The organism is Mobiluncus sp., from assembly GCF_985070215.1.
This window is the reverse complement of sequence record NZ_CFKZQR010000012.1, coordinates 25,532-51,399: the sequence shown is the minus strand read 5'-3', so window position 1 is coordinate 51,399 and position 25,868 is coordinate 25,532. Positions and strand designations below refer to the sequence as shown.

At 55.6% G+C, this 25,868-nt stretch carries 21 protein-coding genes, 1 tRNA gene and 2 rRNA genes; 20 read left to right on the top strand and 4 right to left on the bottom strand.

The genetic code is table 11. The annotated features are described in order from the left end of the window. The 3 genes from AC5LBQ_RS04130 to AC5LBQ_RS04120 form a co-directional block, all read left to right on the top strand. Positions 1-257: ribosomal RNA gene (locus tag AC5LBQ_RS04130) — 23S ribosomal RNA — on the top strand; the annotation flags it as partial. Positions 258-435: 178 nt separating this feature from the next. Further along, positions 436-552, top strand: a 5S ribosomal RNA gene (gene rrf / locus AC5LBQ_RS04125). A 148-nt stretch (positions 553-700) separates the two neighbouring features. Further along, complete coding sequence (locus AC5LBQ_RS04120) at positions 701-1,528, top strand: Sir2 family NAD-dependent protein deacetylase (protein ID WP_297346596.1); 828 nt, start codon at positions 701-703, stop codon at positions 1,526-1,528. Between the two features lie 22 nt (positions 1,529-1,550). Here AC5LBQ_RS04120 and AC5LBQ_RS04115 read toward each other — a convergent pair whose 3' ends face one another. Next, the gene (locus AC5LBQ_RS04115) at positions 1,551-2,288 is read right to left on the bottom strand and encodes a glycerophosphoryl diester phosphodiesterase (protein WP_493264712.1); all 738 of its coding nucleotides are present in this window, start codon (positions 2,286-2,288) and stop codon (positions 1,551-1,553) included. Between the two features lie 22 nt (positions 2,289-2,310). Here AC5LBQ_RS04115 and amrS point away from each other — a divergent pair, with 22 nt between their 5' ends. Next, the gene (amrS, locus tag AC5LBQ_RS04110; protein ID WP_493264711.1) at positions 2,311-3,363 is read left to right on the top strand and encodes an AmmeMemoRadiSam system radical SAM enzyme; all 1,053 of its coding nucleotides are present in this window, start codon (positions 2,311-2,313) and stop codon (positions 3,361-3,363) included. On the opposite strand, the gene rsmI is transcribed toward amrS, so the two are convergent. Beyond that, complete coding sequence (rsmI, locus tag AC5LBQ_RS04105; RefSeq protein ID WP_493264713.1) at positions 3,360-4,226, bottom strand: 16S rRNA (cytidine(1402)-2'-O)-methyltransferase; 867 nt, start codon at positions 4,224-4,226, stop codon at positions 3,360-3,362. The genes amrS and rsmI overlap by 4 nt on opposite strands. A 35-nt stretch (positions 4,227-4,261) precedes the next feature. Here rsmI and AC5LBQ_RS04100 point away from each other — a divergent pair, with 35 nt between their 5' ends. From AC5LBQ_RS04100 to AC5LBQ_RS04055, 10 genes are all read left to right on the top strand, one after another. Continuing rightward, entirely contained in the window at positions 4,262-6,016 is a 1,755-nt protein-coding gene (locus AC5LBQ_RS04100) for a dolichyl-phosphate-mannose--protein mannosyltransferase (RefSeq protein ID WP_493264710.1), read from the top strand. 30 nt (positions 6,017-6,046) lie between these two features. Continuing rightward, on the top strand, positions 6,047-7,864 hold the full coding sequence (gene metG, locus AC5LBQ_RS04095) for a methionine--tRNA ligase (protein WP_493264709.1): 1,818 nt from the start codon (positions 6,047-6,049) through the stop codon (positions 7,862-7,864). Between the two features lie 21 nt (positions 7,865-7,885). Then, positions 7,886-8,857, top strand: coding sequence for a TatD family hydrolase (locus tag AC5LBQ_RS04090; protein WP_493264708.1), 972 nt, complete (start codon positions 7,886-7,888; stop codon positions 8,855-8,857). A 129-nt stretch (positions 8,858-8,986) separates the two neighbouring features. Beyond that, positions 8,987-10,159: a resuscitation-promoting factor gene (locus AC5LBQ_RS04085; protein ID WP_493264707.1), complete on the top strand. Its 1,173-nt coding sequence runs from the start codon at positions 8,987-8,989 to the stop codon at positions 10,157-10,159. 9 nt (positions 10,160-10,168) lie between these two features. Then, positions 10,169-11,098 (top strand): 16S rRNA (adenine(1518)-N(6)/adenine(1519)-N(6))-dimethyltransferase RsmA, encoded by a 930-nt coding sequence (rsmA, locus tag AC5LBQ_RS04080; RefSeq protein ID WP_493264706.1) that lies wholly within the window; start codon positions 10,169-10,171, stop codon positions 11,096-11,098. Continuing rightward, positions 11,095-12,066, top strand: coding sequence for a 4-(cytidine 5'-diphospho)-2-C-methyl-D-erythritol kinase (gene ispE / locus AC5LBQ_RS04075; protein WP_493264705.1), 972 nt, complete (start codon positions 11,095-11,097; stop codon positions 12,064-12,066). Before rsmA ends, ispE begins: the two co-directional genes overlap by 4 nt. Positions 12,067-12,165: 99 nt before the next feature. Continuing rightward, positions 12,166-13,311, top strand: coding sequence for an ABC transporter substrate-binding protein (locus AC5LBQ_RS04070; protein WP_295027746.1), 1,146 nt, complete (start codon positions 12,166-12,168; stop codon positions 13,309-13,311). Positions 13,312-13,369: 58 nt separating this feature from the next. Next, positions 13,370-14,305 (top strand): ABC transporter permease, encoded by a 936-nt coding sequence (locus tag AC5LBQ_RS04065; protein WP_295027745.1) that lies wholly within the window; start codon positions 13,370-13,372, stop codon positions 14,303-14,305. After that, entirely contained in the window at positions 14,296-15,216 is a 921-nt protein-coding gene (locus tag AC5LBQ_RS04060) for an ABC transporter permease (protein ID WP_493264704.1), read from the top strand. The genes AC5LBQ_RS04065 and AC5LBQ_RS04060 overlap by 10 nt, the downstream gene beginning before the upstream one ends. After that, complete coding sequence (locus AC5LBQ_RS04055; protein WP_307742099.1) at positions 15,206-16,351, top strand: ABC transporter ATP-binding protein; 1,146 nt, start codon at positions 15,206-15,208, stop codon at positions 16,349-16,351. Before AC5LBQ_RS04060 ends, AC5LBQ_RS04055 begins: the two co-directional genes overlap by 11 nt. On the opposite strand, the gene AC5LBQ_RS04050 is transcribed toward AC5LBQ_RS04055, so the two are convergent. Continuing rightward, positions 16,348-16,869, bottom strand: coding sequence for a MarR family winged helix-turn-helix transcriptional regulator (locus AC5LBQ_RS04050; RefSeq protein ID WP_295027742.1), 522 nt, complete (start codon positions 16,867-16,869; stop codon positions 16,348-16,350). The genes AC5LBQ_RS04055 and AC5LBQ_RS04050 overlap by 4 nt on opposite strands. Positions 16,870-17,138: 269 nt before the next feature. Between AC5LBQ_RS04050 and AC5LBQ_RS04045 the strand changes: the two genes are divergently transcribed. The 3 genes from AC5LBQ_RS04045 (at position 17,139) to AC5LBQ_RS04035 (ending at position 19,770) form a co-directional block, all read left to right on the top strand. Next, positions 17,139-17,209: transfer RNA gene (locus AC5LBQ_RS04045), tRNA-Gln, on the top strand. A 42-nt stretch (positions 17,210-17,251) separates the two neighbouring features. Further along, positions 17,252-18,715: a bifunctional UDP-N-acetylglucosamine diphosphorylase/glucosamine-1-phosphate N-acetyltransferase GlmU gene (gene glmU / locus AC5LBQ_RS04040; RefSeq protein ID WP_295027741.1), complete on the top strand. Its 1,464-nt coding sequence runs from the start codon at positions 17,252-17,254 to the stop codon at positions 18,713-18,715. 83 nt (positions 18,716-18,798) lie between these two features. After that, the gene (locus AC5LBQ_RS04035) at positions 18,799-19,770 is read left to right on the top strand and encodes a ribose-phosphate diphosphokinase (RefSeq protein WP_493264703.1); all 972 of its coding nucleotides are present in this window, start codon (positions 18,799-18,801) and stop codon (positions 19,768-19,770) included. A gap of 23 nt (positions 19,771-19,793) precedes the next feature. Here AC5LBQ_RS04035 and AC5LBQ_RS04030 read toward each other — a convergent pair whose 3' ends face one another. Continuing rightward, on the bottom strand, positions 19,794-20,543 hold the full coding sequence (locus AC5LBQ_RS04030) for an NADPH-dependent oxidoreductase (protein ID WP_491680453.1): 750 nt from the start codon (positions 20,541-20,543) through the stop codon (positions 19,794-19,796). Between the two features lie 401 nt (positions 20,544-20,944). Between AC5LBQ_RS04030 and AC5LBQ_RS04025 the strand changes: the two genes are divergently transcribed. Genes AC5LBQ_RS04025 through mfd form a run of 3 tightly spaced genes read left to right on the top strand, consistent with a single transcriptional unit; the run spans position 20,945 to position 25,821 of the window. Then, a complete protein-coding gene (locus AC5LBQ_RS04025) occupies positions 20,945-21,571 on the top strand; it encodes a 50S ribosomal protein L25/general stress protein Ctc (RefSeq protein WP_491680454.1) in 627 nt (208 codons plus the stop codon). Positions 21,572-21,603: 32 nt separating this feature from the next. Beyond that, positions 21,604-22,272 carry an aminoacyl-tRNA hydrolase gene (gene pth, locus AC5LBQ_RS04020; protein WP_493264702.1) on the top strand — a complete coding sequence of 223 codons (669 nt, stop codon included), beginning with the start codon at positions 21,604-21,606 and terminating at the stop codon, positions 22,270-22,272. Positions 22,273-22,323: 51 nt separating this feature from the next. Then, positions 22,324-25,821 (top strand): transcription-repair coupling factor, encoded by a 3,498-nt coding sequence (gene mfd / locus AC5LBQ_RS04015; RefSeq protein ID WP_493264701.1) that lies wholly within the window; start codon positions 22,324-22,326, stop codon positions 25,819-25,821. The last annotated feature ends 47 nt before the right edge of the window (positions 25,822-25,868 follow it).

Sequence of the window (25,868 nt, the reverse complement as noted above, 5' to 3'; positions counted from 1 at the left end):
GGCCTGTCCCTAGTACGAGAGGACCGGGACGGACGAACCTCTGGTGTGCCAGTTGTTCTGCCAAGAGCATGGCTGGTTTGCTACGTTCGGGAGGGATAACCGCTGAAAGCATCTAAGCGGGAAGCCTGCTCCAAGACTAGGACTCCGTGACATTTTGTCGTGAGGCCCCCTGTAGACTACGGGGTTGATAGGCCGGGCGTGGAAGCACCGTGAGGTGTGGAGCTTACCGGTACTAATCGGCCGATAACAACACTAAAACACAGTCCCACCAAAAACGTGGAACAAACAATGAAACGAGAAACATTACTTGTGTCGAGGTATTCGCGACCACTATACAAATAAGAACCAACCAACCCGGTAACACTGTTTTACCGTGGCTTGTGTTCATGGGTTTGCTAACAGAATATATGGTTAGTGACTAGAGTCCACGATTGTGGCGGCGGTCATAGCAGCAGGGAAACGCCCGGTCCCATCCCGAACCCGGAAGCTAAGCCTGCCCGCGCCGATGGTACTGCACACGCCGGTGTGTGGGAGAGTAGGAAACCGCCGCACTAACACTTCAAAAAGGTTTCGCCCCCCACCCCTGGGGGGCGAAACCCGTTTAAACACCCACCCAACTAGAGAACCCCGTAAACACGGCTTTGCACCGAGCTGCTCGGCGTAGGATGGAAACGTGAGCAACCTCGACAATCTTGATGAAATGACACGCCAACAGCTGGATACTTTGGCGGGATGGATGAGAGGGAAAAAGACGGTGCTGGTCACGGGGGCTGGCATGTCTACCGACACCGGCATTCCCGATTATCGTGGTAAAGGTAACACCGAGATTCCCTCGGTGGAATACGACCAGTTTGTGAGTGACCCGGTGTGGCAGCGCTGGGTCTGGGCTCGCAACCACCAGACTTGGCAAACCATGTTGTCCCTTGACCCTGCTCCAGCACATCTAGCGCAAGCGAGACTGGAACGTGCCGGGCTGTTGACCGGCATCGCTACCCAAAACGTTGACGGCCTGGATCTGAAAGCCGGGTGTAAGGAAGTCTATGAGATGCACGGTTCTTTCGTGCGAGTGGAGTGCGTGGATTGTGGGGAAGTGACCGACAGGCAAGCGCTGCACGAACGGCTCACTGAGGCAAACCCGGATTATCCACTTGACCTGAATCCTGCGCACGTCGCTATCCTGGCGGTGGCGGACCGGAAAGCCGCTGAGGCCTGCACGTTCAAAACCGTGCCTTGTGAGCGTTGCGGCGGATTGCTGAAACCCGCTGTCGTGTTTTTCGGACAATTGCTGCCCACAGAGGTGATGTCTCGGGCATATGCAGCCGCGGCAAAGGCAGACGTAGTGGTGGTAGTCGGTTCTTCGCTGGTGGTGGGGACAGCGACTTATGTGATGCAGGCCGGCTTAGCAAAAGGAGCTCCGTTAGCCATCATCAATCGGGGGCGCACCATGTACGACCGGGCGGCGGACCTGCGTATCGAAGGCGGAGCTTCCCAATGCTTGACGGCCTTGGCGGATTTACTGGGAGCCTGACGGAAGGATAACTCAGGGTCGCTCAGTGGTCCAAAGCTGCGCGCATCTCATCAGCTATATCAGTAAAAATCCCATCGACTCCCCAACTGGCGAATTCTCGAGCGCGGGAAGGATCGTTGACGGTCCACACGTTTATCTGTAGCCCCGCGTCCTTGAGACGCCGAGTTATTTCGGCGGTGAGTCCGCTGTCCTCGGGATGAATCGCTGTGGCGCCGACCTGTTCGCAGCGGCTAATCGCGTCATACCACAGACATTCTTTAGTAAATAGGCAGGCCAGCTGTAGATCGGGACGTTGCTGGTGAATCTGGTACAGAAATACGTGATTGAACGAGCTGATGAACAAATCTTCAGGCCGTACGTCTCGGATTTCGCGTAAAACAGTGTCAATCAACAGGCGAGACATCGCGCCGCCAGCTTCGTTAGATTTCACTTCCAGATTGCACTTCATATGGCTTTCTCTGAGGAATGCCAAAAGGTCGGTGAGCAGGGGAATTCTTTCGTGGCGGTAACTGGTGCCGTCACCGAATTTTGCTCCCGCAGAAATCTCAGAGAGATCCGAGAACTTCAGGTCATACATTGAACCGCTGTGGTCTGTGGTACGGTCCAACGTGGAATCGTGCAGGATAACAGCGGTGCCGTCTCCCAGAATATCGACGTCAGTTTCCATCCATTCCACACCGGCTTCGTGAGCCAGCCGGAAGGCGGTCATCGTGTTTTCCGGTGCTTTCCGGTTCAGACCTCGGTGCGCAAAAATTTTCATGGTTTCAGTCTAAGGTTGATTTATGGGTGATGGGTTTGAAACTACTGACATGAAAAGTCGAGACCGAGTCGCAAAGTGGTGGACTTTGCTTGAGGACGGCCGAATTCGCTGCGACTTATGCCCCCGTGCCTGTACGCTGCGAGATGGACAAAGAGGATTTTGTTATACCCGGATGGCTCAAGGTCAAAAAATGGTGCTGGATACCTACGGGCGCTGTTCCGGTTTGGGGCTCGATCCCATCGAAAAAAAGCCGCTGTACCATTTCCTGCCAGGTTCTCAGGTGCTGTCCTTCGGAACGGCAGGATGTAACCTGAACTGCCGGTTTTGCCAAAACTGGGACATCTCCAAAGCCCGGGAAAACGACCGTTTAACCACGGCTGTCAGTCCTGGGGAAATCGCGGATTTGGCGGTGCACTACGGGGCACAATCGGTCGCTTTTACCTACAACGATCCCACGATTTTTGCAGAATACGCCATAGATACCGCCAGGGCCTGCCACGTCGAGAAGCTGCGGACAGTAGCGGTGAGTGCGGGGTATATCTGTGCCGAGCCACGGCGAGAGATGTATGCGGAAATGAATGGGGCGAACCTCGATCTAAAGGGGTTTACTGAAGATTTCTATTGGCATTTGACCGGCGCTCATTTGCACGACGTGTTGGAAACTATTGCTTATGTATGCAACGAAACTGAGTGCTGGGTGGAACTGACCACGCTGCTAATCCCCGGTCACAATGATTCTGGCGAGGAAATTCGAAATCTTTCGAAGTGGATAGTAGAAAATATTGGACCGGACGTTCCACTGCATTTCTCGGCTTTCCATCCCGACTGGAAGATGCGCGATGTGCCGCGAACCCCGGCAAGCACACTGCAACGTGCGCGGGAAATTGCGCGAGGCGAAGGAATCCGGTTTGTCTATATCGGCAACATACGCGACCGTGAGGGGGGAACCACGTTTTGTCCCGGGTGCGGAGATTTGCTCATCGTGCGGGACTGGTTTGATGTTTGCGAAAACACGGTTGGGGAGTCGGGACAATGTCCCCGCTGCGCAGCCGTCATACCCGGAGTCTGGGCTTAGTCGCGTTTTCCCTCAAGATATGAGGAAAAAAGTTCATTAGCGGAACCCCCGAACCAGGTCGCAATGAGCTTGGCCGCCGCTTTCGCCTTCACCCCTTGGTGTACCAGCTGTTCCATTTTCTCGAGGTGCTGTGTCGGGGGTTCAGCCTGGCCCTCGGCTGGTGCCCCTTGGACGACGATAACGATTTCGCCTAAAACCTCGGGGCGTGAGCACAACTCGGAATGCACAGATTCCAAGGTGCCCCTGATGAATTCTTCATGAGTTTTCGTCAGTTCCCGCGCTAGTGCAGCTGGTCGACCGGGGCCGAAAACCTGGACCATAGCGTCCAGCGTCTCGATGGTCCGGCGGGGCGACTCCAAGAAAATCAGGGACTCGCTGCGAGCCGCGAGAGATTGTAACGTCTGGTACAAAGCGGCGGCTTTGCGTGGCAAGAATCCCACGAAGGTGAAAGAATCCGTAGGCAAACCCGAACCCACTAAAGCTAGGAGCGGAGCGGAAGGCCCGGGGAGAACCGTAAACGGTATTCCAGCCTTTGCGGCAGCTTGGCCCAGGCGAAACCCGGGGTCTGAAATTCCCGGCATTCCCGCATCCGAAACCTGCAGAACCCGTTTGCCATCGCGGGCTAGGCTCAACAATTCCGGGGTTATCGCCGCTTCATTATGCTCATGGTAAGCCAATAGGCGGGCAGACATTTCGACTTCCAGGCGGCGGGCTAAGTCGCGGGTCCGGCGGGGATCTTCACAAGCCACAATGTCAGCGGTGCGAAGCGCCTCGCGTAGACGGGGTGAGCCATCGCCGACATTTCCGATTGGAGTTCCGGCCAAAACCAGGTGTACTTCCTCAAACACCGGGGGATAATCCATGCTCACCATTCCATTCTTCCATTAAACTTGAGGGCGTGAATATCCCACCTCGACCCGCACCCACGGAGTACCGAAACGCTCCCGCATCCGGCCTGGCCCTGCTGCTGCGTCCGGGGAGGAACCGACCGGCCTTCTTGGGTAGTGCTTTCCGGGCTAGGCCCCAACGCGGGGAGCGGGAATACCTCTGGGGTTGGCTGGGACCCCTGGTGGTGGCTCTTCTGGTGTTTTTGACTCGAGTGGTACGTCTGGGCGCAATCAAAACCCTGGTTTTTGACGAAACCTATTATGTCAAAGACGCCTACGGCCTGATTAAGCGCGGCTACGAAGTGCAGTGGCCCAAAGATTACGATGCCACCTTTATCACCGGGAACTTCAAAACTCCGCTGGAAGGTTCATTCGTGGTTCATCCCACCGTGGGAAAATGGCTGATTGGACTGGGAATTAAGCTGTTCGGCAATCAACCTTTTGGGTGGCGCATCGCGGTCTGCGTGGCGGGCGCGGTGGCGGTCTACCTGGTGGGGCGCATCGTTTGGGAGCTGTTTGGTAACGCCAAAATGGCCACTCTCGCCTCCGTTCTGATGGGTTTAGACGGAGTACAAATTGCTCTGTCCCGCACCGCTATCCTCGACATTATCCTGGAACTGTTTATCCTTCTGGGGGTGCTGTGCGTCGTTCGCGATCAACTCAGCTACCGTCCCCGACTCATTGCTGCCCTCCAAGACATCGATGCGGCCAGACACACTGAACAGTTGCGTCGACGGCGGGACACTGCGGGAGCAAAAACTTCGCCCGGTAGCAAGCGCCGGACATCCAGCTCCGGAATCGCCCCGGACTTTTCTCGCTTTGCGCTGTCTTGGGGGCCGAGCTACTGGTGGCGGCCGTGGCTTTTCGTGGCGGGCATAGCCTTCGGGTTGGCCATGAGTGTGAAATGGTCTGGGCTCTATGTCGTGGCGGTCTTTGGGATTTTCGTATTTATTAGAGAGCTATCCGCCAGGTGGCGCACCGAACCACGATGGATTGGGTCGTCTGTCCTGACCGGAGGGATTCCTGCTTTCGTGAACCTAGTGCCGATTGCCTTCCTGACCTACGTAGTTTCTTGGATGGGATGGTTTACCCATTCACAAGCGTGGGGCCACACCAATCGCGGTTTGGTAGCGGATTGGCTCGATTATCATCGCCAAATTTTCATTTTCCATACCAATCTCAATGCCACCCACCCCTACATGGCTAACCCGTGGGGCTGGCTTTTGCAGCTGCGTCCCACCTCGTTTTATTACGAAGAAGTGCCGGGAGACTGTGGATCCAGCAGATGCGTTGAGGCGGTCAACTCTTTGGGTAACCCGGTTCTATGGTGGGTCGGATTTGTGGCGTTCTTCCTGATTATTGTGGCGGCTTTCGGGTTTCTCGATTGGCGCGCCGGGCTGATTTTTACTGGTTATATGGCCACTTGGCTGCCTTGGTTGGTGTATTCAAATCGGACCATATTCACCTTTTATACGGTGGTTATCTCTCCTTTCATGATTATGGCTGTGGTGTATCTGTTGGGTTTGCTGATGGGAGCTTGGCGAATCACCAAAGACCGAAATTGGACTGGTCGATACAATCTGGTGCCCGATTCTAGTAAGGCTTCACCAGGCGCGTTCATCACTGCCCTGGTGATTGTGGCGTTCATTTTCTTGGCAGCGGTGTTCTTTTTCCCTATCTGGACCGGTATGCCTATTCCCGAAGACCACTATGGGTGGCGAATGTGGCTCAATAATCCCAACATGAAGTGGGCGTATTGGATCTGAGGAACTTACCGGCGGCGTTAGGATAGAGTCATGACTCATATACTTTCTGCCGTCGCTTGGCCCTATGCTAATGGCCCGCGTCACATTGGACACGTTGCTGGTTTCGGAATTCCCTCAGACGTCTTTTCCCGCTATATGCGGATGCGTGGTCACGATGTCCTGATGGTGTCCGGTACGGACGAACACGGCACGCCAATCTTGGTCGCAGCCGAGGCTGCCGGGCTGACCCCGCGAGAATTGGCGAACCAGAACAATCGGGCGATTGTGGAGGATTTGTGTCAGCTGGGTCTGTCTTACGATTTGTTCACTCGCACCACCACGGGCAATCACTACGAGACTGTTCGTGCCATGTTCAAAGTCGTGCGAGACAACGGCTATATGAAGGTACAGACCACCCGGGGCGCAATCTCTCCTTCCACCGGTCGGACCCTTCCGGATCGCTATATTGAGGGAACTTGCCCAATCTGCGGAGCGGAAGGTGCCCGGGGGGACCAGTGCGATGCCTGTGGCAACCAGCTCGACCCTACCGACCTGATTCACCCGCGTTCCAAGATTAACGGCGAGACCCCGGAATTTGTCGAAACCGACCACTATTTCTTAGATTTACCGGCTCTCGCGAGCGCCTTGAATGAGTGGCTTGATGACCGGGAAAAGAACGGCAATTGGCGGCCCAACGTCATCAAGTTCTCCAAGAACTTTTTAAAGGATATTAAACCGCGAGCTATGACTCGTGACATTGACTGGGGTATCCCCATTCCCGGATGGGAGGATCAGCCTAAGCGTCTCTATGTCTGGTTTGACGCGGTAATCGGTTACCTCTCGGCTTCCATTGAGTGGGCGCGTCGTTTTGGTCAGTCCCCAGAAGATTGGCGTCAGTGGTGGAATGACCCCGAAGCCTTGTCGTACTACTTTATGGGCAAGGACAATATCGTGTTTCACTCCCAGATTTGGCCCGCCGAAATGCTGGGCTACAACGGACGTGGAGACTTGGGTGGGCAACCCGGTGACTTAGGAGTCCTGAACCTGCCTACTGAGGTAGTTTCCTCAGAATTTTTGACCATGGAGGGCAAGAAGTTTGCTTCTTCGCGGGGAATTGTGATTTATGTGCGCGACATGCTGTCCCGCTATCAAGTCGATGCACTGCGGTATTTCATCTCCGCGGCGGGACCGGAAAATCAGGATTCTGATTTTACTTGGAGCGAGTTCGTGCGGCGTACGAACTCTGAGTTGGTGGCTGCTTGGGGTAACCTGGTAAACCGCACAGCTTCCATGATTTCAAAGAAATTTGGCGAGATTCCTCCGGCCGGCGATTTCACGGCTGAGGATCAGGAACTTTTGGATGCTGTCGGTGCCGGATTCGAAACGGTAGGTGGCCTCATCGAAAGCCATCACCAAAAGGCTGCTCTAGCGGAGATTATGCGTCTGGTGGGGGAGGCTAACCGTTACGTTGCCACCACTGAACCTTTCAAGCTAAAAGACGAGTCGCAGCGGGAACGGCTAGGGACAATCCTGCACGTTCTAGCCCAGGTGGTGACGGATTTGAATCTGATGATGTCGCCATTCTTGCCGACTTCGTCCAACGCCATCGACAAAGTCTTGGGTGGAGCCGGGAAGGTGGCGCCCCTGCCGCGTATCGAGGAAGTCGTCGACTTGGATGTGAAAAACGAGGACGGGAGCGACCGCACTTACCCAATCATCACCGGGGACTATCGCCATGCTCCGACGTGGGAGCGTCATCCGGTACAGGTGGGGCAAGCGGTGGCGAAACCGGCTCCGGTATTCCAGAAGCTAGACGAGTCTGTCGTTGAAGAAGAACACGAACGTTACGCGAATCTGTTGCGCAAGTAACCAGAAGCACTGAGGACTCCGGTGAGTAAACGCAAGTCAAAGCCAAAGGTTTGGCCGCCCGTACCGGTGAGCGGCCAGCCTTTTGACGGCGGGGAAAGGCCGTTTGGTACTGGTAGATTGTTTGACAATCACACGCACCTGCCTTTGCTGCCGGGGGACTATGTCAGCGATTCCTCCGGGGTGCGGCTCAGCGCAGAAGAACAAATGGAACGGGCGGTACAATCCGGAGTTCAACGTGTCGTTGTCTCCCTGTGCAGCCTTCCAGAAGTTCAGGTGCTAGGTGACGACCGCGAACGGTTCTCCGGTTCCGCTTTTGAAATGGTGCGGTTTGCGGTGGCGATTCATCCCAACGATGCCCCGCGTCACTTGGGGATTTTGGATACGGCACCGGATAACGTGGCGCAAACGCGTGAACCCTGGCAGGAAACGCCCCTTGACGACGCTTTGGCGGCGGTGGAACGAACAGCCCGCGAATTTCCCGAGGCGGTGGTGGCCATCGGGGAAACCGGCTTGGACTATTTTCGCACTGCCGAAACGGGCAAGGAAGCGCAAAAACAAGCATTCGCAGCGCATATCGAGTTGGCGAAGGCCTTGGATCTGCCCCTGCAAATTCATGACCGTGACGCTCATCAGGATTGCGTAGCAATGCTGCAGCGCTGTGGTGCGCCACGAAAAACGGTTTTTCACTGCTTTTCCGGAGATGCTGAGTTGGCCGAAATTTTGGCAGAAAATGGCTGGTACGCGTCTTTTGCGGGGAATGTTACTTACCATGCCAATCGAGATATCCAAGCTGGAGCCCTCGCAATGCCGGCGCATCTGCGCCTCATTGAAACAGATGCCCCGTATCTGACGCCTCAGCCTTATCGAGGCCAGCCCAACGCCTCCTATCTCATCGGGCACACCGCAGACTTCTTGGCCGAACTGACCCAGGTTACGAGCGAGGAACTGCGTGAACAAACTTTTCGTAACGCCGCCGCGGTCTACGAGTTTTAGGATTTATGCAGTTCAGCGCCTTAATGTTAGAAAAGTTAAAAGTGTGAAAGTAGTGGTTATTGTCAACTAAAGGTGTACAATAGATAACGAGCTGGACAAAAATATAACGAATCGATAACATTTTTGTTAATGGAAGAGAACACTGCGATTATGAGCGTATCCCCCAAACGAGCCCCGCGTCACCTTCAAGCTAAGCCGGTTCGAGGTCCTCGAAAGTTTTTTGCGCCCCTCGTTGGTGCATTGGTTGCCACGTTGGTATTGGGTACAGGCATCGGTACCGCATTTGCGATGGCGCATAAAACCGCAACCGTGGTGGCAGACGGAAAAGCCCAAGAACTCGGGGGCTGGGGTGCGACCGTATCCGATTTATTGACTGAAAATGGCGTGAATTTCAGTGCTAAAGACTCCATCGTCCCCCGACCTACAACCGCCGTCAAGAACGGGATGAAGATCACTATCGAAAGCTCTCGGGGGCTAACCGTCATGGTTAATGACGTCCGGAAAGACGTGGACACGACAGAAAAATCGGCGAGTGCAGCGATTAAGGCTCTTTGGGAAGATCAAGCGGTGCAATTTGTGGGCACCAGTGGCAAGGATTTACAAGGTATGCCCCTGGCTCTCTTTGCTCCCGGCGAGGTCTATCAGTTGGTTCACGATGGTGCTACCGCCCAGATGAAAGCCGCGAAGTCCGACATTACCCCAGAGGACATCCTCGCTCGCAACAAAGTGAAGCTGACTGGGTTGGATCAGGTCCAAGTGCTGTTCAACCCCGGTGCGGCGCCGATTGTGCAGGTGCAGCGCATTACGGAAGAAAACGTCACGACCAGCGAACCGATTCAGTTTGAAACCGAAACCACCAACGATGATTCAAAGTTCACTGACGAAAAGGTCGTGACACAAAAAGGCGTTGCCGGGGTAAAAGAAATCACCAAGAAGGTGCGCAGTATTGACGGTGTGGTTTCCTCCGAAGAAACCTTAAGCGAAAAAGTCGTGACTCAACCGGTTAGCGAAAAAGTTACGGTCGGCACCAAGAAACGTCCCGCCTCTCAACCTATCGCCGCTACCGGCGATGTCTGGAGCAAACTGGCATTTTGTGAAGCCGGCGGGCGTCCCGACACGAACACGGGCAATGGTTTTTACGGAATGTACCAGTTCACGCTGCCGACTTGGCGATCAGTAGGGGGTTCTGGTTTGCCGTCTGAGGCTTCGGCAGAAGAACAGACCCACCGGGCTCAGATTCTGCAAGCGCGTTCCGGTTGGGGGCAGTGGCCGGCGTGCTCCCGGAAGCTCGGTCTGCGCTAAAATTTTGAGGTGATGTTGTTAGGTGCGCGCGACATTGTTGAGCTTTGTGCTGCCCTAGAGGTGTCTCCGAGCAAGAAAAAGGGTCAAAATTTCGTTACTGATCCCGGAACTGTGCGGCGTATCGCGGCTGCAGCGGGAGTTACCCCAGGCGATACCGTGGTGGAAATTGGTCCGGGATTGGGCTCTTTGACCCTGGCCTTGTTGGAACAGGGTTGCAAAGTTATCGCTATCGAGATTGATCCGCGTTTGGCTGCCGCCCTACCGGTGACAGTAAAACAACACGGCGCGAACAGCGCAAACTTGTGCGTCATGACGCAAGATGCTCTCGAGATTAGCGGCGTATTCGACCTGGACCTCCCCGAGGGATGGGCTGTGCCGAGTCGGTTGGTCGCGAACCTGCCCTACAATGTGGCCACCCCCCTGCTGCTGCGTTTCTTGGAAGTCTTGCCAGGTCTGGAGGGCGCCCTGGTCATGGTGCAAGCTGAAGTGGCTGATCGTTGGGTGGCTGGAATCGCTGACGCAGCCTACGGGGCGCCGAGCGTAAAACTGGCTTGGTGGGGCAGTGCTAAACGCGCTTTTAAAGTAGGGAGAAATGTGTTCTATCCGGCCCCGAATGTGGATTCAGCCGTGGTAGATTTTCAGCGTTTAGAGGTTCGTCAGCGACTCAAGGAGGACCTGAAACTGAGCGCAGAAGGCTTGACGGATGAAGCAATCGAAACGTTACGGAAGGAAGTGTTCGCGGCGGTAAATGCGGCATTTTCGCAGCGCCGTAAGACCTTGCGGCAGTCTTTGGCTAAATACGCCGGTTCCCCTGATGCGGCCGCGGCTTTGCTCGAGACTGCTGGTATAACTCCCGGATTACGCGCCGAACGTCTCAGTGTCACAGATTTCACAAAAATCGCGGGTGCAAAACTTTATGGAACGAGCGATACAAAATGAGCGGAGTGCGAATCCTTGAAAATGAACCGGGGCGACGTCTCAAAGTCTTTGCTCCCGGAAAGGTCAATCTGCTGCTCCGAGTGGGCGAGCGACCACCGAACCAGCCCCGACACGAGTTATTGACGGTATTTCAGGGCCTGGACCTCGGGGAGTGCTTGACCGTGAGGCCTCGTATTTCAGGCAAAATGGATGTGGTTCAGACTGTGCTGGCGCCGGGACTGACTGGACCAAAGAACCTGGACGGGCCGGGAAATCTGGCGCTCAAAGCAATCCAGGCCTTGCGTGTAAACGGCGCCAAAGTGCCCCCCACCAGCATTAAGGTTGAGAAAAATATTCCGGTGGCGGGAGGTATGGCTGGAGGGTCAGCCGATGCCGCCGGCGTGCTCTACGCAGCGAACGCGCTTTACCAACTGGGATTCACCCTCGCTGAACTGCAGTCTCTGGGGGCGAAACTAGGTGCGGACGTGCCCTTCGGGTTAACCGGTGGAAACGCCTTGGGGCTCGGCTTCGGAGATAAAATGCTGAGTTTACCGGGCGGTACAAAATGTTATTGGGTCCTGGCGGTTTTCCCCCGGGGACTGTCCACCCCCAAAGTCTTTGGGGCCTTCGACCGGTTGATTCCTGATCCGCAACCGCTGCCCGCTACGCTCTCACCAGACTTTGTGGCAGCACTGGACGGGGACGTCGCCGAGCTGGCCGGATACCTCCACAACGATTTGCAGGCCGCTGCCCTCGACATTTTCCCTGAACTATCCCAAGTCATCGCCGCGGCAGAGCAGGCCGGAGCTCTGAAAGCCGTAGTTTCGGGTTCTGGTCCGACCATCGCCGCTCTGTGCCCAGACGCGCCCTCCCAAGAAAATGTAGCGGCGAGGCTTGGCGCTCACCCTTTGGTAGCACGAGTTTTCAGTGCTGCCGGACCGGCAAGAGGGGATACCACAGACTCTGAATCCGCGAGTTTTAACCAGTGAAAAGGTAAACTTACCTAGTTTTAACAAATTAAGCAGGTAAGTCCTAACGCGAGTTTCCTAACCTAGAGACGCTAATAAAGTTTCAGGAAAGGAAAACCCTTGAACAAGACATTTTCTCTGATGGCAGGCACTGCAATCCTTGTCAGCGCCGCGTTAGGATTGACGGCTTGCGGTGGCAGCGCGGCAAATGCGGAAAGCGCCGCAGACAAGACGAAGTACCAGGCAGCCGTTTCCATCGATGATTTTGGCGGAATGGAAGGACTGGAAAAAGCAGCGAAGGCAGAAGGTCAGTTGAACCTCATCGCGTTGCCGCACGACTGGTCAAACTGGGGGGGAGTGATTGAGGCGTTCAAAAATAAATATCCCGAAATCACTGTAAACGAACAGAGCCCCAACGCGTCTTCGAAAGAAGAAATTGATGCCATTAAGACGAACGCCGGGACGGATAAAGCTCCGGACACCGTTGACGTTGGTTTAGCCGTAGCCGTGGATTCCACCCAGTATTTCGCGGCGTATGAAACTCAAGGGGCAGCAAAGATTGATCCGAAACTTAAGAATAAAGACAAGCTCTTTACCCCTGATTACACCGGTGTGATGTCTCTGGGCTGGAATAAGACCAAGTACGGTGATGTCAAGTCCATCGAGGACTTGAAAGACCCGAAGTTTGCCGGCGTCGTCTCGCTCAACGGCAAACCCGCGGAAGCCGGGGCGGCATTCAATGGCTTTATTATGGCGAATCTGGCCAATGGTGGGGATTTGCAAAACCTCCAGCCGGGTCTGGATTTCTTTAAAGAACTCAAGAGCATCGGCAACTTGAACACCATTGATGTGACCTCGGCTACCATCGATTCCGGCCAGACCGCCGCGGTGTTCGACTGGTCTTATAACCAAATTTCGACTCGTGACCGCTTAAAGGGTCAGGGAGTTGATTGGAGCGTCATCGTGTTCCCCGGCACCGAGGTCGGCAGTTACTACCAGCAGGCCATCAACAAGGAAGCTCCCCACCCGGCGGCCGCACGTTTGTGGCAGGAATTCCTTTACACTCCGGAAGCCCAGAACCTGTGGATGAAGGGTGGGGCAATGCCGGTGCTGATGGAACAGATGGAAAAGGACGGCACTATTGATGCCGAGGCTAAAGCCACCTTGATTGAAACCTCTCAACCTCCGTTGACTTACAGCCCAGATGATTCAGCTCGAATCACCAGTTGGTTGCAGCAGAACTGGGACAAGGCTATTGGCAACTAAGTCTTTTCAAGAAGATACACGGCCAGGGAGCTCGGATACCGATCCGGGCTCCCGGCTCGTGCCTACAGATGTAAAACCAGAGGTCAATAAACGAACTGGTTGGCGCGGACAGTTACTAGCCGAGTCAAAGACCTGGTACCCCTCGTCAGGGCGGCGGCGCAAGTCCACGAACCTGGTCACTATCCCGTTTTTCCTCTATGTGGCAATATTCTTGCTCACCCCCACTGCAATCGTGATTGCGGGAGCCTTCACCAGCGCGACGGGGGGATTTACCTTGGCAAACTTGGCGCGTCTGGGTGAAAAGAACACTCTAGAATCGCTGGGTACCTCAGTTTTTGTCTCCATCGCTTCGGCTCTGATTGGAGCCGTAGTGGGGGCACTGGCCTGTTATGCCCTGGTGGCTCGTTCCAGCCAAACCGGTTTGCTGCGCCGCCTAATCAATGCCGTATCTTCCGTATTGGCTCAGTTTGGCGGGGTCATGCTGGCTTTTGCATTCATCGCCACCATCGGGATTAACGGTATCGGCACTCAGATTCTGTTCGCGACCACCGGAATTCAGCTGGATCCTAACTGGCTGGCCTCCCTGCCGGGGCTGGTGCTGGTGTATTGCTACTTCCAGATTCCCCTGATGATTATCGTGTTCTTACCGGCGATGGACTCGCTGCGTCCCCAGTGGAAGGAAGCGACCGTGAACTTGGGGGGCTCGACTTGGGACTATTGGTTCCGGGTGGCAGGTCCGATTCTGTGGCCGCGATTCCTCGGTGCCTTTTTGCTGTTATTTTCAAACGCTTTTTCTGCTTACGCCACCGCGGCAGCACTGTTTACGCAACGCTCCATCCTGGTGCCGCTGATGATTCAAAGCGCACTGCGTAACGAGCAAGACATCGGGCAAAACGGGTTCGCGCAGTCCCTCGCCTTGTTGATGGTGGTCGTAGTGGCTGTGGTGATGACAGCTTACGCACAACTGCAAAAGAGGACGGCGAAATGGGAGTAAACCTCACGGATTCCGTAGATTCTAAGCCGGAGGATGCGTTGACCGCGTCCTCTATCGAGGTCGCGCCACGCCGCACAAGCCGGAAGCGGCCTGCACACGTAGGCGTAGCCATTTACCAGTGGGTCATCCTCGTCGCTGTACTGCTGTTTTTATTTATACCGTTGTTAGGTATGTTAATTTTTTCGGTGCGGTTTCCGCTTACCGGGGCGTGGTCAGGCGGGGCTTGGCAGTCTATCTTTAGTTTGTCAGGAACCACCGCCTCCGGGGCGGACATGTCTATTCTGTGGAACGGCGTACTGAATTCCTTGGGATTGAGCGTATTTACCGTGGTGCTGATGTTGGCGTTGCTGTTACCAACTATGCTGGCGCTAAAAATCCGACCTTCCAAACTGTCTCGCGTAGTGGAGTTTATCTGTCTGCTTCCCCTCGCGATTCCAGCCATCGTGCTGGTGGTGGGTTTAGGACCGATATACCGCTTTATTTCGATTAACCTGCTAAACACGGATCCAATCTGGTTGGCGTTTGCCTACACCATCTTGGCGTTGCCCTTCGCGTACCGGGCGCTCGATGCTGGATTTTCTACGATTCCGGTAAAGACACTGGTAGAAGCTGCACGTTCCTTGGGTGCGCCGTGGCCAACGGTTATGTTCAAAGTCATTATCCCCAACCTTCGTGGAGCCATTGGAGCCGCATCCTTCATCACGATTTCCGTGGTGTTGGGAGAGTTCACCATTGCATCGCTGTTGAACCGCAACAACCTGCAGGTCGCCATATTCCAGTTGGGTCAAGACGACTCTATGACCGCCACCGCGCTGGCCCTGCTGACCATGGTGTTTGGCATCGTGGTGTTGATGACGTTGGAAATCGTAAGCTACGAATTGAAAAAGAAGAGAGAGAAAAATGCCAAATGAGGCTGTCGGTGCCGAGGTTGAATTTCGGGACCTGAACAAACGATATGGACACACCAAGGCTCTGGATCATTTCAACTGTGAATTCCACAGTGGAGAACTGGTCGTGCTGCTGGGACCCTCAGGATGCGGGAAAACAACCGCGTTGCGGGCTCTGACAGGCTTGATGCAGATTGATTCGGGCCAGATTGTGGTCAACGGGCGAGACATCACCCACACATCCGCAGCAAAGCGAAATATGGCCATGGTGTTTCAACAGTATTCCCTTTTTCCCAATATGACGGTGCGCCAGAACGTAGAGTTCGGTCTGACGGTACGCAAAGTCGACTCTAAACGTCGGGTTCGTCAGGCTATGGAAGCCCTGGAGATGGTGGGTCTGGCTAACCAAGCTGATAAGTACACTCACCAAATGTCCGGAGGGCAGCAGCAGCGGGTGGCCCTGGCGCGAGCGTTGGTGTTGCGACCCGCGGTGTTGGCTCTCGATGAGCCGCTCTCGGCTTTGGATGCCAAAGTGCGGGTGCAGTTGCGTGGAGAAATCCGCCGGCTTCAGTTGCAGTCCGGTCTGACAACCTTGTTCGTGACGCATGACCAGGAGGAGGCTTTGGCTGTGGCAGACCGGGTCGGTGTGATGAAAGATGGCAAGCTGCAGCAAATCGCCGAGCCTTGGGAGCTATACAACGAACCCGCCAACGAATTTGTGGCGACTTTCATCGGTGAATCCAGCCGTATTCCCGCTGTGATACGGGATGGTTCGGCTTTCGTAGGAGACCAAGAAATTCCGATTCTGAAAACCTCAACGAAACGCACCAACGGGGAGGCCACAATTTTGGTGCGTCCCGAATCTGTACAGCTGGAGATGGTGCGGCCTCACGCCCCCCGATTAGCCAATCAAGGCGTGGTGAAGAACCTGACTTTCCTGGGATCAACCGCGAAAGTTGAGGTAGAGATGCCTTCGGGAATCACGTTGACGGCTCAGATCACCCCTTCGGAATCCATGATGGTCACGAAGGGACAACGCGTGGCGCTGCGAATCGAGCCGAAAGCTGTACTTGCTGTAGCACCTGACGATGTCCCCCAGGCTGACCCTATCAAAGTAGTGACGCGGGTCGAGGAGAAACAACCCTCGCAGGTCTCCTAGCGTGACTGGGCATCGAAGGGGAGGAGCACGGCTCGCAACAGCCGTGCCAATTCGTTCACATCTGCTTCGGAAAGGTCGCCCAGCCAATCCCGTTCCGTAGCCATCAGCTTAGTTATCGCGGCATCGGCGTGCCTTTTGCCGTCCTCGGTGAGTTCCACCAGAATGGCACGGCGGTCCTCCGGGTGGGCGCAGCGGCGTACCAGTCCGCGTTCTTCCAGCCGATCGATGCGGTTCGTCATGGTTCCGGAGGACACCAGAGATTGCTGCATGAGTACGCCGGGCGTCAGGGAGAATGGTTCTCCTGCCCGGCGTAGGGCAGAAAGCACATCGAAAGCCCAGGGCTCCAAATCTACTGAGGAGAACGCTTCGCGACGTGCCTGGTCAAGGTGACGAGCGAGGCGGGAAACTCGGGAGAACACTGAAAGTGGAGTTAAATCGGCACGGGGAAGCAGGGAACGCCAAGCCTTGAGGATGCCGTCGACTTCGTCGCCTTCGGATAAATCTGAGGGGGGAACCATAGCACCGTCCTATTAGAGGAAAATTTCTTTAATAATACTTGAGGTCGAGATTCTTTGTCGCGGAGAAAAGCGCTGTGACGTAGTGAAATTTTCCGTGGCGGCTACCGGCGGCCTACTGCGGGGAGTGGCTGTAAAACTTCCAGCCGTGTTGCAGAACTGTGTAGCACTTGCAGATTATGGCCACGCTAAGCCTCGGTTTCAACTTTCTAAAAAAGTTGAAAAATGGCAAAATGGACGGGCGCTGTTTTCGACTGTAGTCAGCGGCGCATTCCGCCCTGGTGTAATGGCAGCACAGAGGTTTTTGGTACCTTTAGTCTGGGTTCGAATCCTGGGGGCGGAACGTTTTGCTTTTTAGGGGCGGGCAAGGCGTTAGGATAGGAACATGACCAACGTCAGCACCATCGTTATCTTGGCTGCAGGCCAAGGCACCCGTATGAAGTCTAAGAAGGCCAAGGTCTTGCACTCTTTCGCAGGGCGCACCCTACTTTCTCACGCTATCCACACCGCTATGGAAGTCGAACCGGAACGGATCGTGGTAGTGGTCCGTCACCAGGCCGATGCTGTAGCCGCCGAAGCTCTAGCAGTCAATCCCGACATTGCGATTGCTCACCAGGACGATGTGCCCGGTACCGGTCGCGCGGTGTGGTGTGCTTTACAAAAGCTCGAGGAACTGGGGGCTGCGACGGGAACTTTGGTGGTGACCTCTGCTGATGTACCCCTGCTCGATTCCTCCACTATTCTGTCCCTGGCGGAAACTCGCGAGGACGAAGGGGCGGCCTTGTGCTTGCTAACTACCGAGATAGCCAATCCTTTCGGCTACGGGCGAATTCAGCGAGTGGCCGGACACGTCGCCGGCATTGTTGAGGAACGTGATGCAACCTATGCTCAAAAGCAAATCAAAGAAGTCAACGCCGGGATTTATGCCTTCGATGCCGAATTCTTAAACCGCTGCTTACCGACCCTGTCGACAAACAACGACCAAGGGGAAATCTATCTAACCGACACCATTAAGGCTGCCCGCCGGGAAGGATTAAAAGTTTCTTCGGTGTTGCTGGCAGACACGGCGCAAGCGGAAGGCTGCAATGACCGGGCTCAGTTGGCCGAACTGCGAGCCGAATACAATCGCCGTCGCACTCGGTACTGGATGCTGCAGGGTGTCACCATCATCGATCCGACGACGACATGGATTGATGCCGACGTGACCATTGGTCAGGACACCACGATTTACCCCAATACGCAGCTGCGCCGCCACACCACCATCGGAGAGGACTGCCGTATCGGACCGGACTCGACGCTTATCGACATGTTAGTCGGAGACGACGCGGAAGTCTTTCGGGTTCATGGCCTATCATCCGAAATTGGCGCCCATTCCTATATCGGGCCTTTCACTTACCTACGTCCGGGAACCATCCTGTCGGAAAGTACGAAAGTCGGAGGCTTTTGCGAAACGAAAAACATTCAAGTCGGGCGAGGCACCAAGATTCCTCACCTGTCTTATGTGGGGGACGCCACCATCGGGGAAGGCACCAATATCGGCGCCGCCACCATCTTTGCAAACTACGATGGGGTACATAAGCATCACTCCAACGTTGGGTCGCATTGCCGAACGGGCGCGAATAACGTGTTCATTGCCCCGGTCAATATCGGAGACGGCGTTTATACCGGCGGGGGGACCATCGTGCGCCAAGACATCCCGGAGGGATGCTTGGCGGTCAATGACTTCCAGATGCGCCAAATTCCCGGCTGGGTCGCCCAGAATCGTCCAGAAACTATCGCCGCCATCGAGGCGATGCGGGCTAAACAAGCCGAAGGGAACTCCCCAGACAAAACAGACGGTACGAAATAGTCCCGGTGAATGAAAGGGAGGGCAACCACCCTTATGAAAACCTTTGCAACAACAGAAAAACTCCGATAAAAGAAGGAAAACAAATGGCAGAGTTGTTTGATACCCCGCGCAAGCGCCTGGTGATTGTGTCGGGTCGATCGCACCCCGAACTGGCTGAACAGGTTGCTAAGGAACTTGACGTGGAGGTGCTGCCTACGACCATCTACGACTTTGCCTCGGGCGAAATCTATGTGCGTTACAACGAGTCAGTGCGCGGCTGCGATGTGTTCTGTATCCAGTCCATTTCCGGCAATGTCTCTAAGTGGCTAATGGAGCACTTCATCATGATTGATGCCCTGAAGCGAGCCAGCTCCAAGCGCATCACCGTGGTCGCCCCGTTGTATCCCTATGCCCGTCAAGATAAGAAACATCAGGGGCGCGAACCGATTTCGGCCCGTCTGATTGCGGATCTGTACAAGACTGCCGGAGCGTCTCGTTTGATGAGCATCGATATGCACTCCTCGCAGGAACAGGGTTTCTTTACCGGCCCGGTGGATCACCTCCAGGCGATGCCGGTGCTGATTGATTATGTCCGCACCCGCGTGGATTTGAATAACGTGACCGTGGTGTCACCGGATGCGGGCCGGATTCGCGTGGCTGAAAAGTGGGCGAACCGCCTGGGCGGATACCCTCTGGCTTTCGTGCACAAGAGTCGCGATACTTCCCGTCCCAATGTGGCTGTCGCCAACCGCGTGGTGGGCGATGTTGAAGGACGCACCTGTGTGCTGGTCGATGACTTGATTGATACCGGCGGCACAATCGCGGAAGCCGTGGGGGTCTTGAAGCACGCCGGGGCGAGAGACGTGCTGGTGGCGGCCACGCACGCGGTGTTTTCCGATCCCGCGGCAAAGCGGCTGAGCGAATGTGGAGCCCGCGAGGTCATCGTTACGGATACGGTGCCGATTCCTCCGGATAAGTGTTTCCCGCAGCTCAAGGTTCTGCCGATTGCGCCGTTGCTGGCCCGGGCAATTCGCCAGGTCTTTGAGGAAGGCTCCGTGACGGCCCTGTTCGAGTAAAACGGGCGCGATTCCCCTGGAGTCTAGGGGTGCATGAGGAATCCCTGAGACTCGATATCATCCAGGAGGGAAGCGCGGCGGTTGCGTACCTTGCCGAGCTTCTGAAAGATTTGACTCGTAAACTTGTCCTCACGCCTGCCCTTATTGCGCAGGTCATAGTATTCGCGCATCTGCGCGTCGTAATCCTTGAGGGCTTCCAGGTAGGAATCCGGACGCACATACGTGTCAGTCATGACCCGGAATTCTTTGGGCATCCGCGGTTTGAGCTGCGGTTCCTCGCCGGGATATCCCAAGGTTAGGCCCAGTACTGGGAAGGTGTAAGGAGGCAGCCCGATAGCCGTGACCACCGCCTTGGGGTCGTTCAAAATATTGCCTAAAATATTGGCCCCCAACCCCAACGACTCGGCTGCGACCACCACGTTTTGCACCATGAGAACCGCATCGGTGAAGGCTTCCTGGAATGTATCTATCGTGGCGGCCGATTGAGGAAACAACCCCATTTCCTCCAGAATGGCTGCGCCCCGAGCTAAATCTGCAATAAACAGCAGATACTCCGGGGCGCGGGCAACATATTCTTGACCACCAATTTCAGCCAGCTTTTCGCGCTTTGCTTGATCCTTAATCCGAATAATCGAGGCATTTTGAATCCCGCGGGACGAAGGAGTGTGCATGGCTACGTCCATCAGGGTTTGGAAAGTATCCTCGGGAATAGGATCCGATTTAAACTCACGAATAGTGCGATGCTTGAGCTGGACATCGATGGTTTCATTCATAAAACTATTGTTTCACGTTTTTACCTTTAGGTATCCCCAAATATTGAATCTGGCCAGATTACTGTTTGACCGGCGAGTAACGGAGAAGGTTAACGCCTCCGCAAATTAGCAAAATTGCGGTGTTTTCGCTATTATTGTCGGGTTGCCTCGGCGAGGGGGAACGTGGCGGTCATTCCGCGGCGTGAACCGTTATCGACGCGGCCCGGTAACTTTGCTGGATGCCCTTCGCCCGCTTTTGCTGTTTTGAGCATGGCGGGTTTTTCTGTCTCGTGGCAGGAAACGGAGTCGTCTGCTCACCCGTGAGGGGAGCAACGATACTTCGGACAGGCGGTCCCGCAACAGAATTCCGCGGTCCTCCCGGGAAAACACAAACTGATTACATATTTTGGAGGATACAAAACATGGCTGATAACCCCACTTTGCAAGTCGAACAGCGCACGGATTTTGGTAAGGGCTTTGCTCGCCGCGCCCGGGTCGCCGACAAGATTCCGGCAGTTCTCTACGGGCACGGCACCGATCCGGTGCACCTGCTGCTGCCCTACCACGACACTTTCCTGCTGGTGAAGGACAACGCGAATGCCGTTATTTCCCTGAAGGGACTGAAAGACCCGGCGATGGTCCTGGTCAAGGACATTCAGCGCCACCCGGTAAAGCGCCAGATTATGCACATGGATCTGCTGCTGGTGAAGGCCGATGAAAAGGTGGACGTGGAAGTGCCTATCGAAATCATCGGCGAGCCTATGGCTGGTTTGGTTGCCAACCAAGACCTGCTGAACATGGAAATTTTTGCTCCGGTTATTGCTATTCCGGAAAAGATCGAGGTCAGCGTGGACGGATTGGAAGACGGCGTGGTGTTGAGCGTGGCCGACATCAAGTTGCCTGAGGGCGTGGAAGCCAAGACCGATCCGGAAGCGATTGTCTTGAGCGTCACCACTCCGCAGGAAGTTGAAATTCCCGAGGCTGAGGCTGCGGAAGAAGAAACTACCGAGGCTGAGGCTGCGGAAGAAACCGAAGAATCCGCTGAGTAGTAGCGGTTTTCTGACACTTGCTTGGATTGCTGATGAGCCCCACTCACGAACCACGTTTGGATCCTTCTCGTCTGGTAGACGAGGAGGGAACCTGGCTCGTGGTGGGGCTCGGCAATCCCGGTGAAAAATATGCCGGAACCCGGCACAACTGTGGATACCTGGTGACTAATCGCTTCGTAAAGCAATCTGGCCAAACGTATCGGAATCAGTCCCTGGCGCGTGCGGGAGTGGTGGCGCGCGTGGCAACAGTGAGCTTGGGCTACGGGGTCGATGCCCCCAAGATTATCGTGGCTCACACCGGCTCGTTCATGAACGAATCCGGTTCGGGAGTGAAAGAACTGCTGGATTACTACCGGCTTGGCTCCGAGCGCCTGCTGGTGGTTCATGATGAGTTAGACCTCGAAATGGGTTACGCAAAGCTGAAAGTTGGCGGCAGCGATGGCGGGCACAACGGGTTGAAATCCATCCAAAAGTCTTTGGGGACGAAAGATTTTGCGCGTTTACGCATTGGTATCGGGCGTCCGGTCAAATTGCCCGGTGGGGGGTCTGACGTCATCAACTGGGTTCTAGGACGTATCCCGAAGTCCCAGCAAAGTATCCTCGATGAGGTTTTGGACCGAGCGGTACAATGCGTGACGGATATTGCGGAAAACGGACTGGCGAAAGCTCAAGCCAGGTTACATTTGGGCAACCCCAAGTAAGGGGCGGCGCGTTCCCAAGTCTGGTCTGAGCTGAGGGGGTCAGGTTCATTCATGAGTTTGCACGGTTTACTGGAGGCGACCGGGGCTGCTTTGGTAGGCCTGGAGCCTGATGCGGCGGGTTCGGTGTGCGAATACGTGGCGCCACCCGGGTTTTATGCCCCGCTCATTGCGGGTTTGCCCGGTGGCCGCGAAGGTCTAACCGTGGTCCTCGCGCCGAGCACTCGTACCGCCACCCAATTGGCACGTGAACTGGGAGCCTACACTACGGGAGTGGAGCTGTTTCCTGACTGGGAAACCTTGCCGCACGAGAGGCTTTCCCCCCGGGCAGACACGATGGCGCGCCGAATTTGGGCTTTGCATCGGGTGACGCATCCCCATCCGTCAGATGCGGTACATTTTCTGGTCATGCCCATGCGAGCCGCTCTAGCCCCGGTGAACGCGCATATCGCTGACTATCCCCTGTTTACGGTGCAGGTGGGAGACACTTATGAGCGTGACGCCATGGCTGCGGACCTGTTGCGTTTGGGTTACGAACGGGTTGATATGGTCGGAACGCGCGGTCAGTTTGCGGTGCGTGGGGGTCTGATTGACGTTTTTTCGCCCACAGCCGCCCATCCCGTGCGTATCGAACTGTTTGGCGACGAGGTAGACACCATCCGGGCATTTACGGCTAGGGATCAGCGGACATTCGGTGGCGACATCCGGGAGCTGGTTGCCCCGGCCTGCCGCGAACTGCTCCTCGACGACGCGGCGCGAGAGCGGGCCGCCAGCCTGGCCGACCAAATGCCCCAAGCTGGCGAAATACTGAATCTCGCAGCTGAGGGCAAGTACGGCGAAGGATTGGAGTCCTTGAGTCCACTGCTGGGAGCGGAAATGGTGCCCCTGTTTTCCTTGCTACCGCCTGGAGCCCGTCTGGTGGCAACCGATCGTCCCCGTTTGGAAGCACGCGCGAAAGAACTGGTGGAAACGACCCAAGAGTTCCTGGCGGCTTCCTGGTCAGCGGCCGCGGGCGGCGGGGAAGTGCCCCTGGAGATTGAACAGGCTTCATTTCTAACCTTGGAACAGCTCCACGCCGCCGCCCGAGAGGCGAGTATGGAAACCGTGTTCGTCTCTCCTTTTGCGGTAGGTGAAAACGCCCAGAACGTAGGGGCGCAAATCGTGATGGAGCCTCCCGCCGGAGAAACTGGACTGATTGGTACAATCGGCGATTTGGTGTCACAAAACTGGAATGTCGTGATTACTACGACAGGTAGAGGGATGGCGAGCCGTCTGCGGGATGTCCTCAGCGAGGCGGATGTCCCGGCGAAGGTGGTTGCTGATGCCACAGCGACGAGCAGCGGCGCGGTACAGATTACGGTGGCACCCCTGGACGAGGGGTACCAGGTCCCCGCAGCGCAACTTTTGGTGGTGGGTGAGGCACAGGTCTTGGGCAAAAAGAAGTCCCGCCATGCCTCCGACAAGGCAAACCTTCCCGCCAGACGACGTAAAGCTATTGACCCTCTCACGTTGAACCAGGGAGACTACGTGGTTCACCTGCACCACGGCATCGGACGTTTCGTAAAACTGGCGAAGCGCACCATGGGACGAGGTCGAGAAGCCACCTCGAAAGAGTACGTGGTTTTGGAATACGCCCCCAGCAAACGCAACGGGCCCGCTGATCAGCTCTGGGTTCCTACCGATTCCCTGGACTTGCTCTCGAAGTATGTGGGCGGAGAATCCCCGGCGCTGTCAAAGATGGGCGGGGCAGATTGGGCAAAAACCAAGTCCAGAGCCCGGAAAGCGGTGAAAGAAATCGCTCGCGAACTGGTGCGTCTCTACGCTATTCGCCAAGCCACCACCGGGTATGCCTTCAGCCCGGATACCCCCTGGCAACGCGAGTTGGAAGATAGTTTCGAGTTCGTGGAAACTCCCGACCAGCTCACGGTCATTGATGAAGTCAAGCACGACATGGAACAAACCGTTCCGATGGATAGGTTGGTTTGCGGCGACGTGGGTTACGGAAAAACCGAGATAGCGGTACGCGCGGCCTTTAAAGCTGTTCAGGACGGCAAGCAGGTGGCAATTCTAGCTCCGACGACCCTGCTGGTCAGCCAGCATGCGGAAACGTTTACGAACCGTTTTGCGGGATTCCCGGTGACGGTAGCGGCGTTGTCGCGCTTTACTACTGCCAAAGAGGCCACTCGGATTAAGGCCGGGTTGAAAGACGGCTCTATCGAAGTCGTAATCGGAACCCACGCCCTGCTGTCGGGCAATGTTCGGTTTAAAGACCTGGGTCTGGTGGTGATTGATGAAGAACAACGTTTCGGGGTGGAGCACAAGGAAGCCCTCAAGGCTTTGCGTGCTAACGTTGACGTTTTGACCATGAGCGCCACCCCGATTCCGCGCACCCTGGAAATGGCTATTACCGGGATTCGTGGCATGAGCACCCTCACCACCCCGCCGGAGGACCGCCACCCGGTATTGACCTACGTGGGAGCCTACTCGGATAAGCAGGTTGCGGCCGCTATCCGGCGCGAGCTTTTGCGTGACGGTCAGGTATTTTTTGTGCATAATCGCGTGCAATCCATCAATAAGGTTGCCGCTCACCTCGCCGAGCTGGTGCCCGAAGCGCGGATTCGGGTGGGCCACGGGCAAATGTCGGAAAAACAGCTGGAATCGGTCATGGTGGATTTCTGGAACCAAGAATTCGATGTGCTGGTGTCCACAACTATTGTCGAAAACGGGTTGGATGTAACCAGCGCCAACACAATCATCGTGGACCGTGCGGATCGTTTTGGCCTGTCCCAGCTGCATCAGCTGCGCGGACGAGTCGGCCGCGGGCGGGAACGAGGCTACGCTTACTTCCTCTATCCGCCCGGCATTACTATGAATGAAACGGCTTTTGAGAGACTGAAAACGATTGGAACCAACACCGGGCTGGGGTCTGGGATGGCTATCGCTACGAAAGACCTGGAAATTCGCGGGGCCGGGAACCTGTTGGGTGGCGAACAGTCCGGACACATCGCCGGAGTCGGTTTTGACCTGTATGTTCGCATGGTGGGCGAAGCGGTAGCGGCCTATAAAGGCCAGGAAGCCCCAGAAGACACTAGTGTGTCTATTGAGCTTCCCATAGATGCCTACATTCCCGAGGACTACCTGGATGTGCAGTCGCTGCGTCTCGATGCCTATACGCGTCTGTCCTCGGCTACCACTGATGAGGAGATTGACCAGTTACTGGAGGAAATGACCGACCGGTACGGACGACCTCCGCAACCGTTTGAACGCTTGGGGGCAGTCGCGAAACTGCGTAACCTGGCGCGGACTCAAAAGGTGCAGGAAATAAAGGTCTTGGGTAAATTTATTCGCTTTGCGCCCGTTGAGTTGGCAGATTCGCAGATGGCACGTCTGCAGCGCCTGTATCCGGGGGCGCGGCTGAAACTGACTACGCGCGAATTGTTCATACCCGCCCCAACCAGGAAAAATGGGTTGAGCGAAACTCCGATTGTGGACCTGGAGCTTATGGAATGGGTACAGAAAGTCATTCGAGGCATCATCAAACCCTTGGTTTAAAATTCCCTCCCCAGTCAAAGAAAAGCTAAGATGGGAACGTTGGGCCG

What these genes read in the sequence shown, in the direction of transcription:
- AC5LBQ_RS04120 (WP_297346596.1), top strand. Translation starts at nt 701, where the DNA reads ATGACACGCCAACAGCTGGATACTTTGGCGGGATGGATGAGAGGGAAA.
- AC5LBQ_RS04115 (WP_493264712.1), bottom strand. Translation starts at nt 2,288, where the DNA reads ATGAAAATTTTTGCGCACCGAGGTCTGAACCGGAAAGCACCGGAAAAC.
- amrS (WP_493264711.1), top strand. Translation starts at nt 2,311, where the DNA reads ATGGGTGATGGGTTTGAAACTACTGACATGAAAAGTCGAGACCGAGTC.
- rsmI (WP_493264713.1), bottom strand. Translation starts at nt 4,226, where the DNA reads ATGGATTATCCCCCGGTGTTTGAGGAAGTACACCTGGTTTTGGCCGGA.
- metG (WP_493264709.1), top strand. Translation starts at nt 6,047, where the DNA reads ATGACTCATATACTTTCTGCCGTCGCTTGGCCCTATGCTAATGGCCCG.
- AC5LBQ_RS04085 (WP_493264707.1), top strand. Translation starts at nt 8,987, where the DNA reads ATGGAAGAGAACACTGCGATTATGAGCGTATCCCCCAAACGAGCCCCG.
- ispE (WP_493264705.1), top strand. Translation starts at nt 11,095, where the DNA reads ATGAGCGGAGTGCGAATCCTTGAAAATGAACCGGGGCGACGTCTCAAA.
- AC5LBQ_RS04060 (WP_493264704.1), top strand. Translation starts at nt 14,296, where the DNA reads ATGGGAGTAAACCTCACGGATTCCGTAGATTCTAAGCCGGAGGATGCG.
- AC5LBQ_RS04055 (WP_307742099.1), top strand. Translation starts at nt 15,206, where the DNA reads ATGCCAAATGAGGCTGTCGGTGCCGAGGTTGAATTTCGGGACCTGAAC.
- AC5LBQ_RS04050 (WP_295027742.1), bottom strand. Translation starts at nt 16,869, where the DNA reads ATGGTTCCCCCCTCAGATTTATCCGAAGGCGACGAAGTCGACGGCATC.
- glmU (WP_295027741.1), top strand. Translation starts at nt 17,252, where the DNA reads ATGACCAACGTCAGCACCATCGTTATCTTGGCTGCAGGCCAAGGCACC.
- AC5LBQ_RS04035 (WP_493264703.1), top strand. Translation starts at nt 18,799, where the DNA reads ATGGCAGAGTTGTTTGATACCCCGCGCAAGCGCCTGGTGATTGTGTCG.
- AC5LBQ_RS04030 (WP_491680453.1), bottom strand. Translation starts at nt 20,543, where the DNA reads ATGAATGAAACCATCGATGTCCAGCTCAAGCATCGCACTATTCGTGAG.
- AC5LBQ_RS04025 (WP_491680454.1), top strand. Translation starts at nt 20,945, where the DNA reads ATGGCTGATAACCCCACTTTGCAAGTCGAACAGCGCACGGATTTTGGT.
- pth (WP_493264702.1), top strand. Translation starts at nt 21,604, where the DNA reads ATGAGCCCCACTCACGAACCACGTTTGGATCCTTCTCGTCTGGTAGAC.
- mfd (WP_493264701.1), top strand. Translation starts at nt 22,324, where the DNA reads ATGAGTTTGCACGGTTTACTGGAGGCGACCGGGGCTGCTTTGGTAGGC.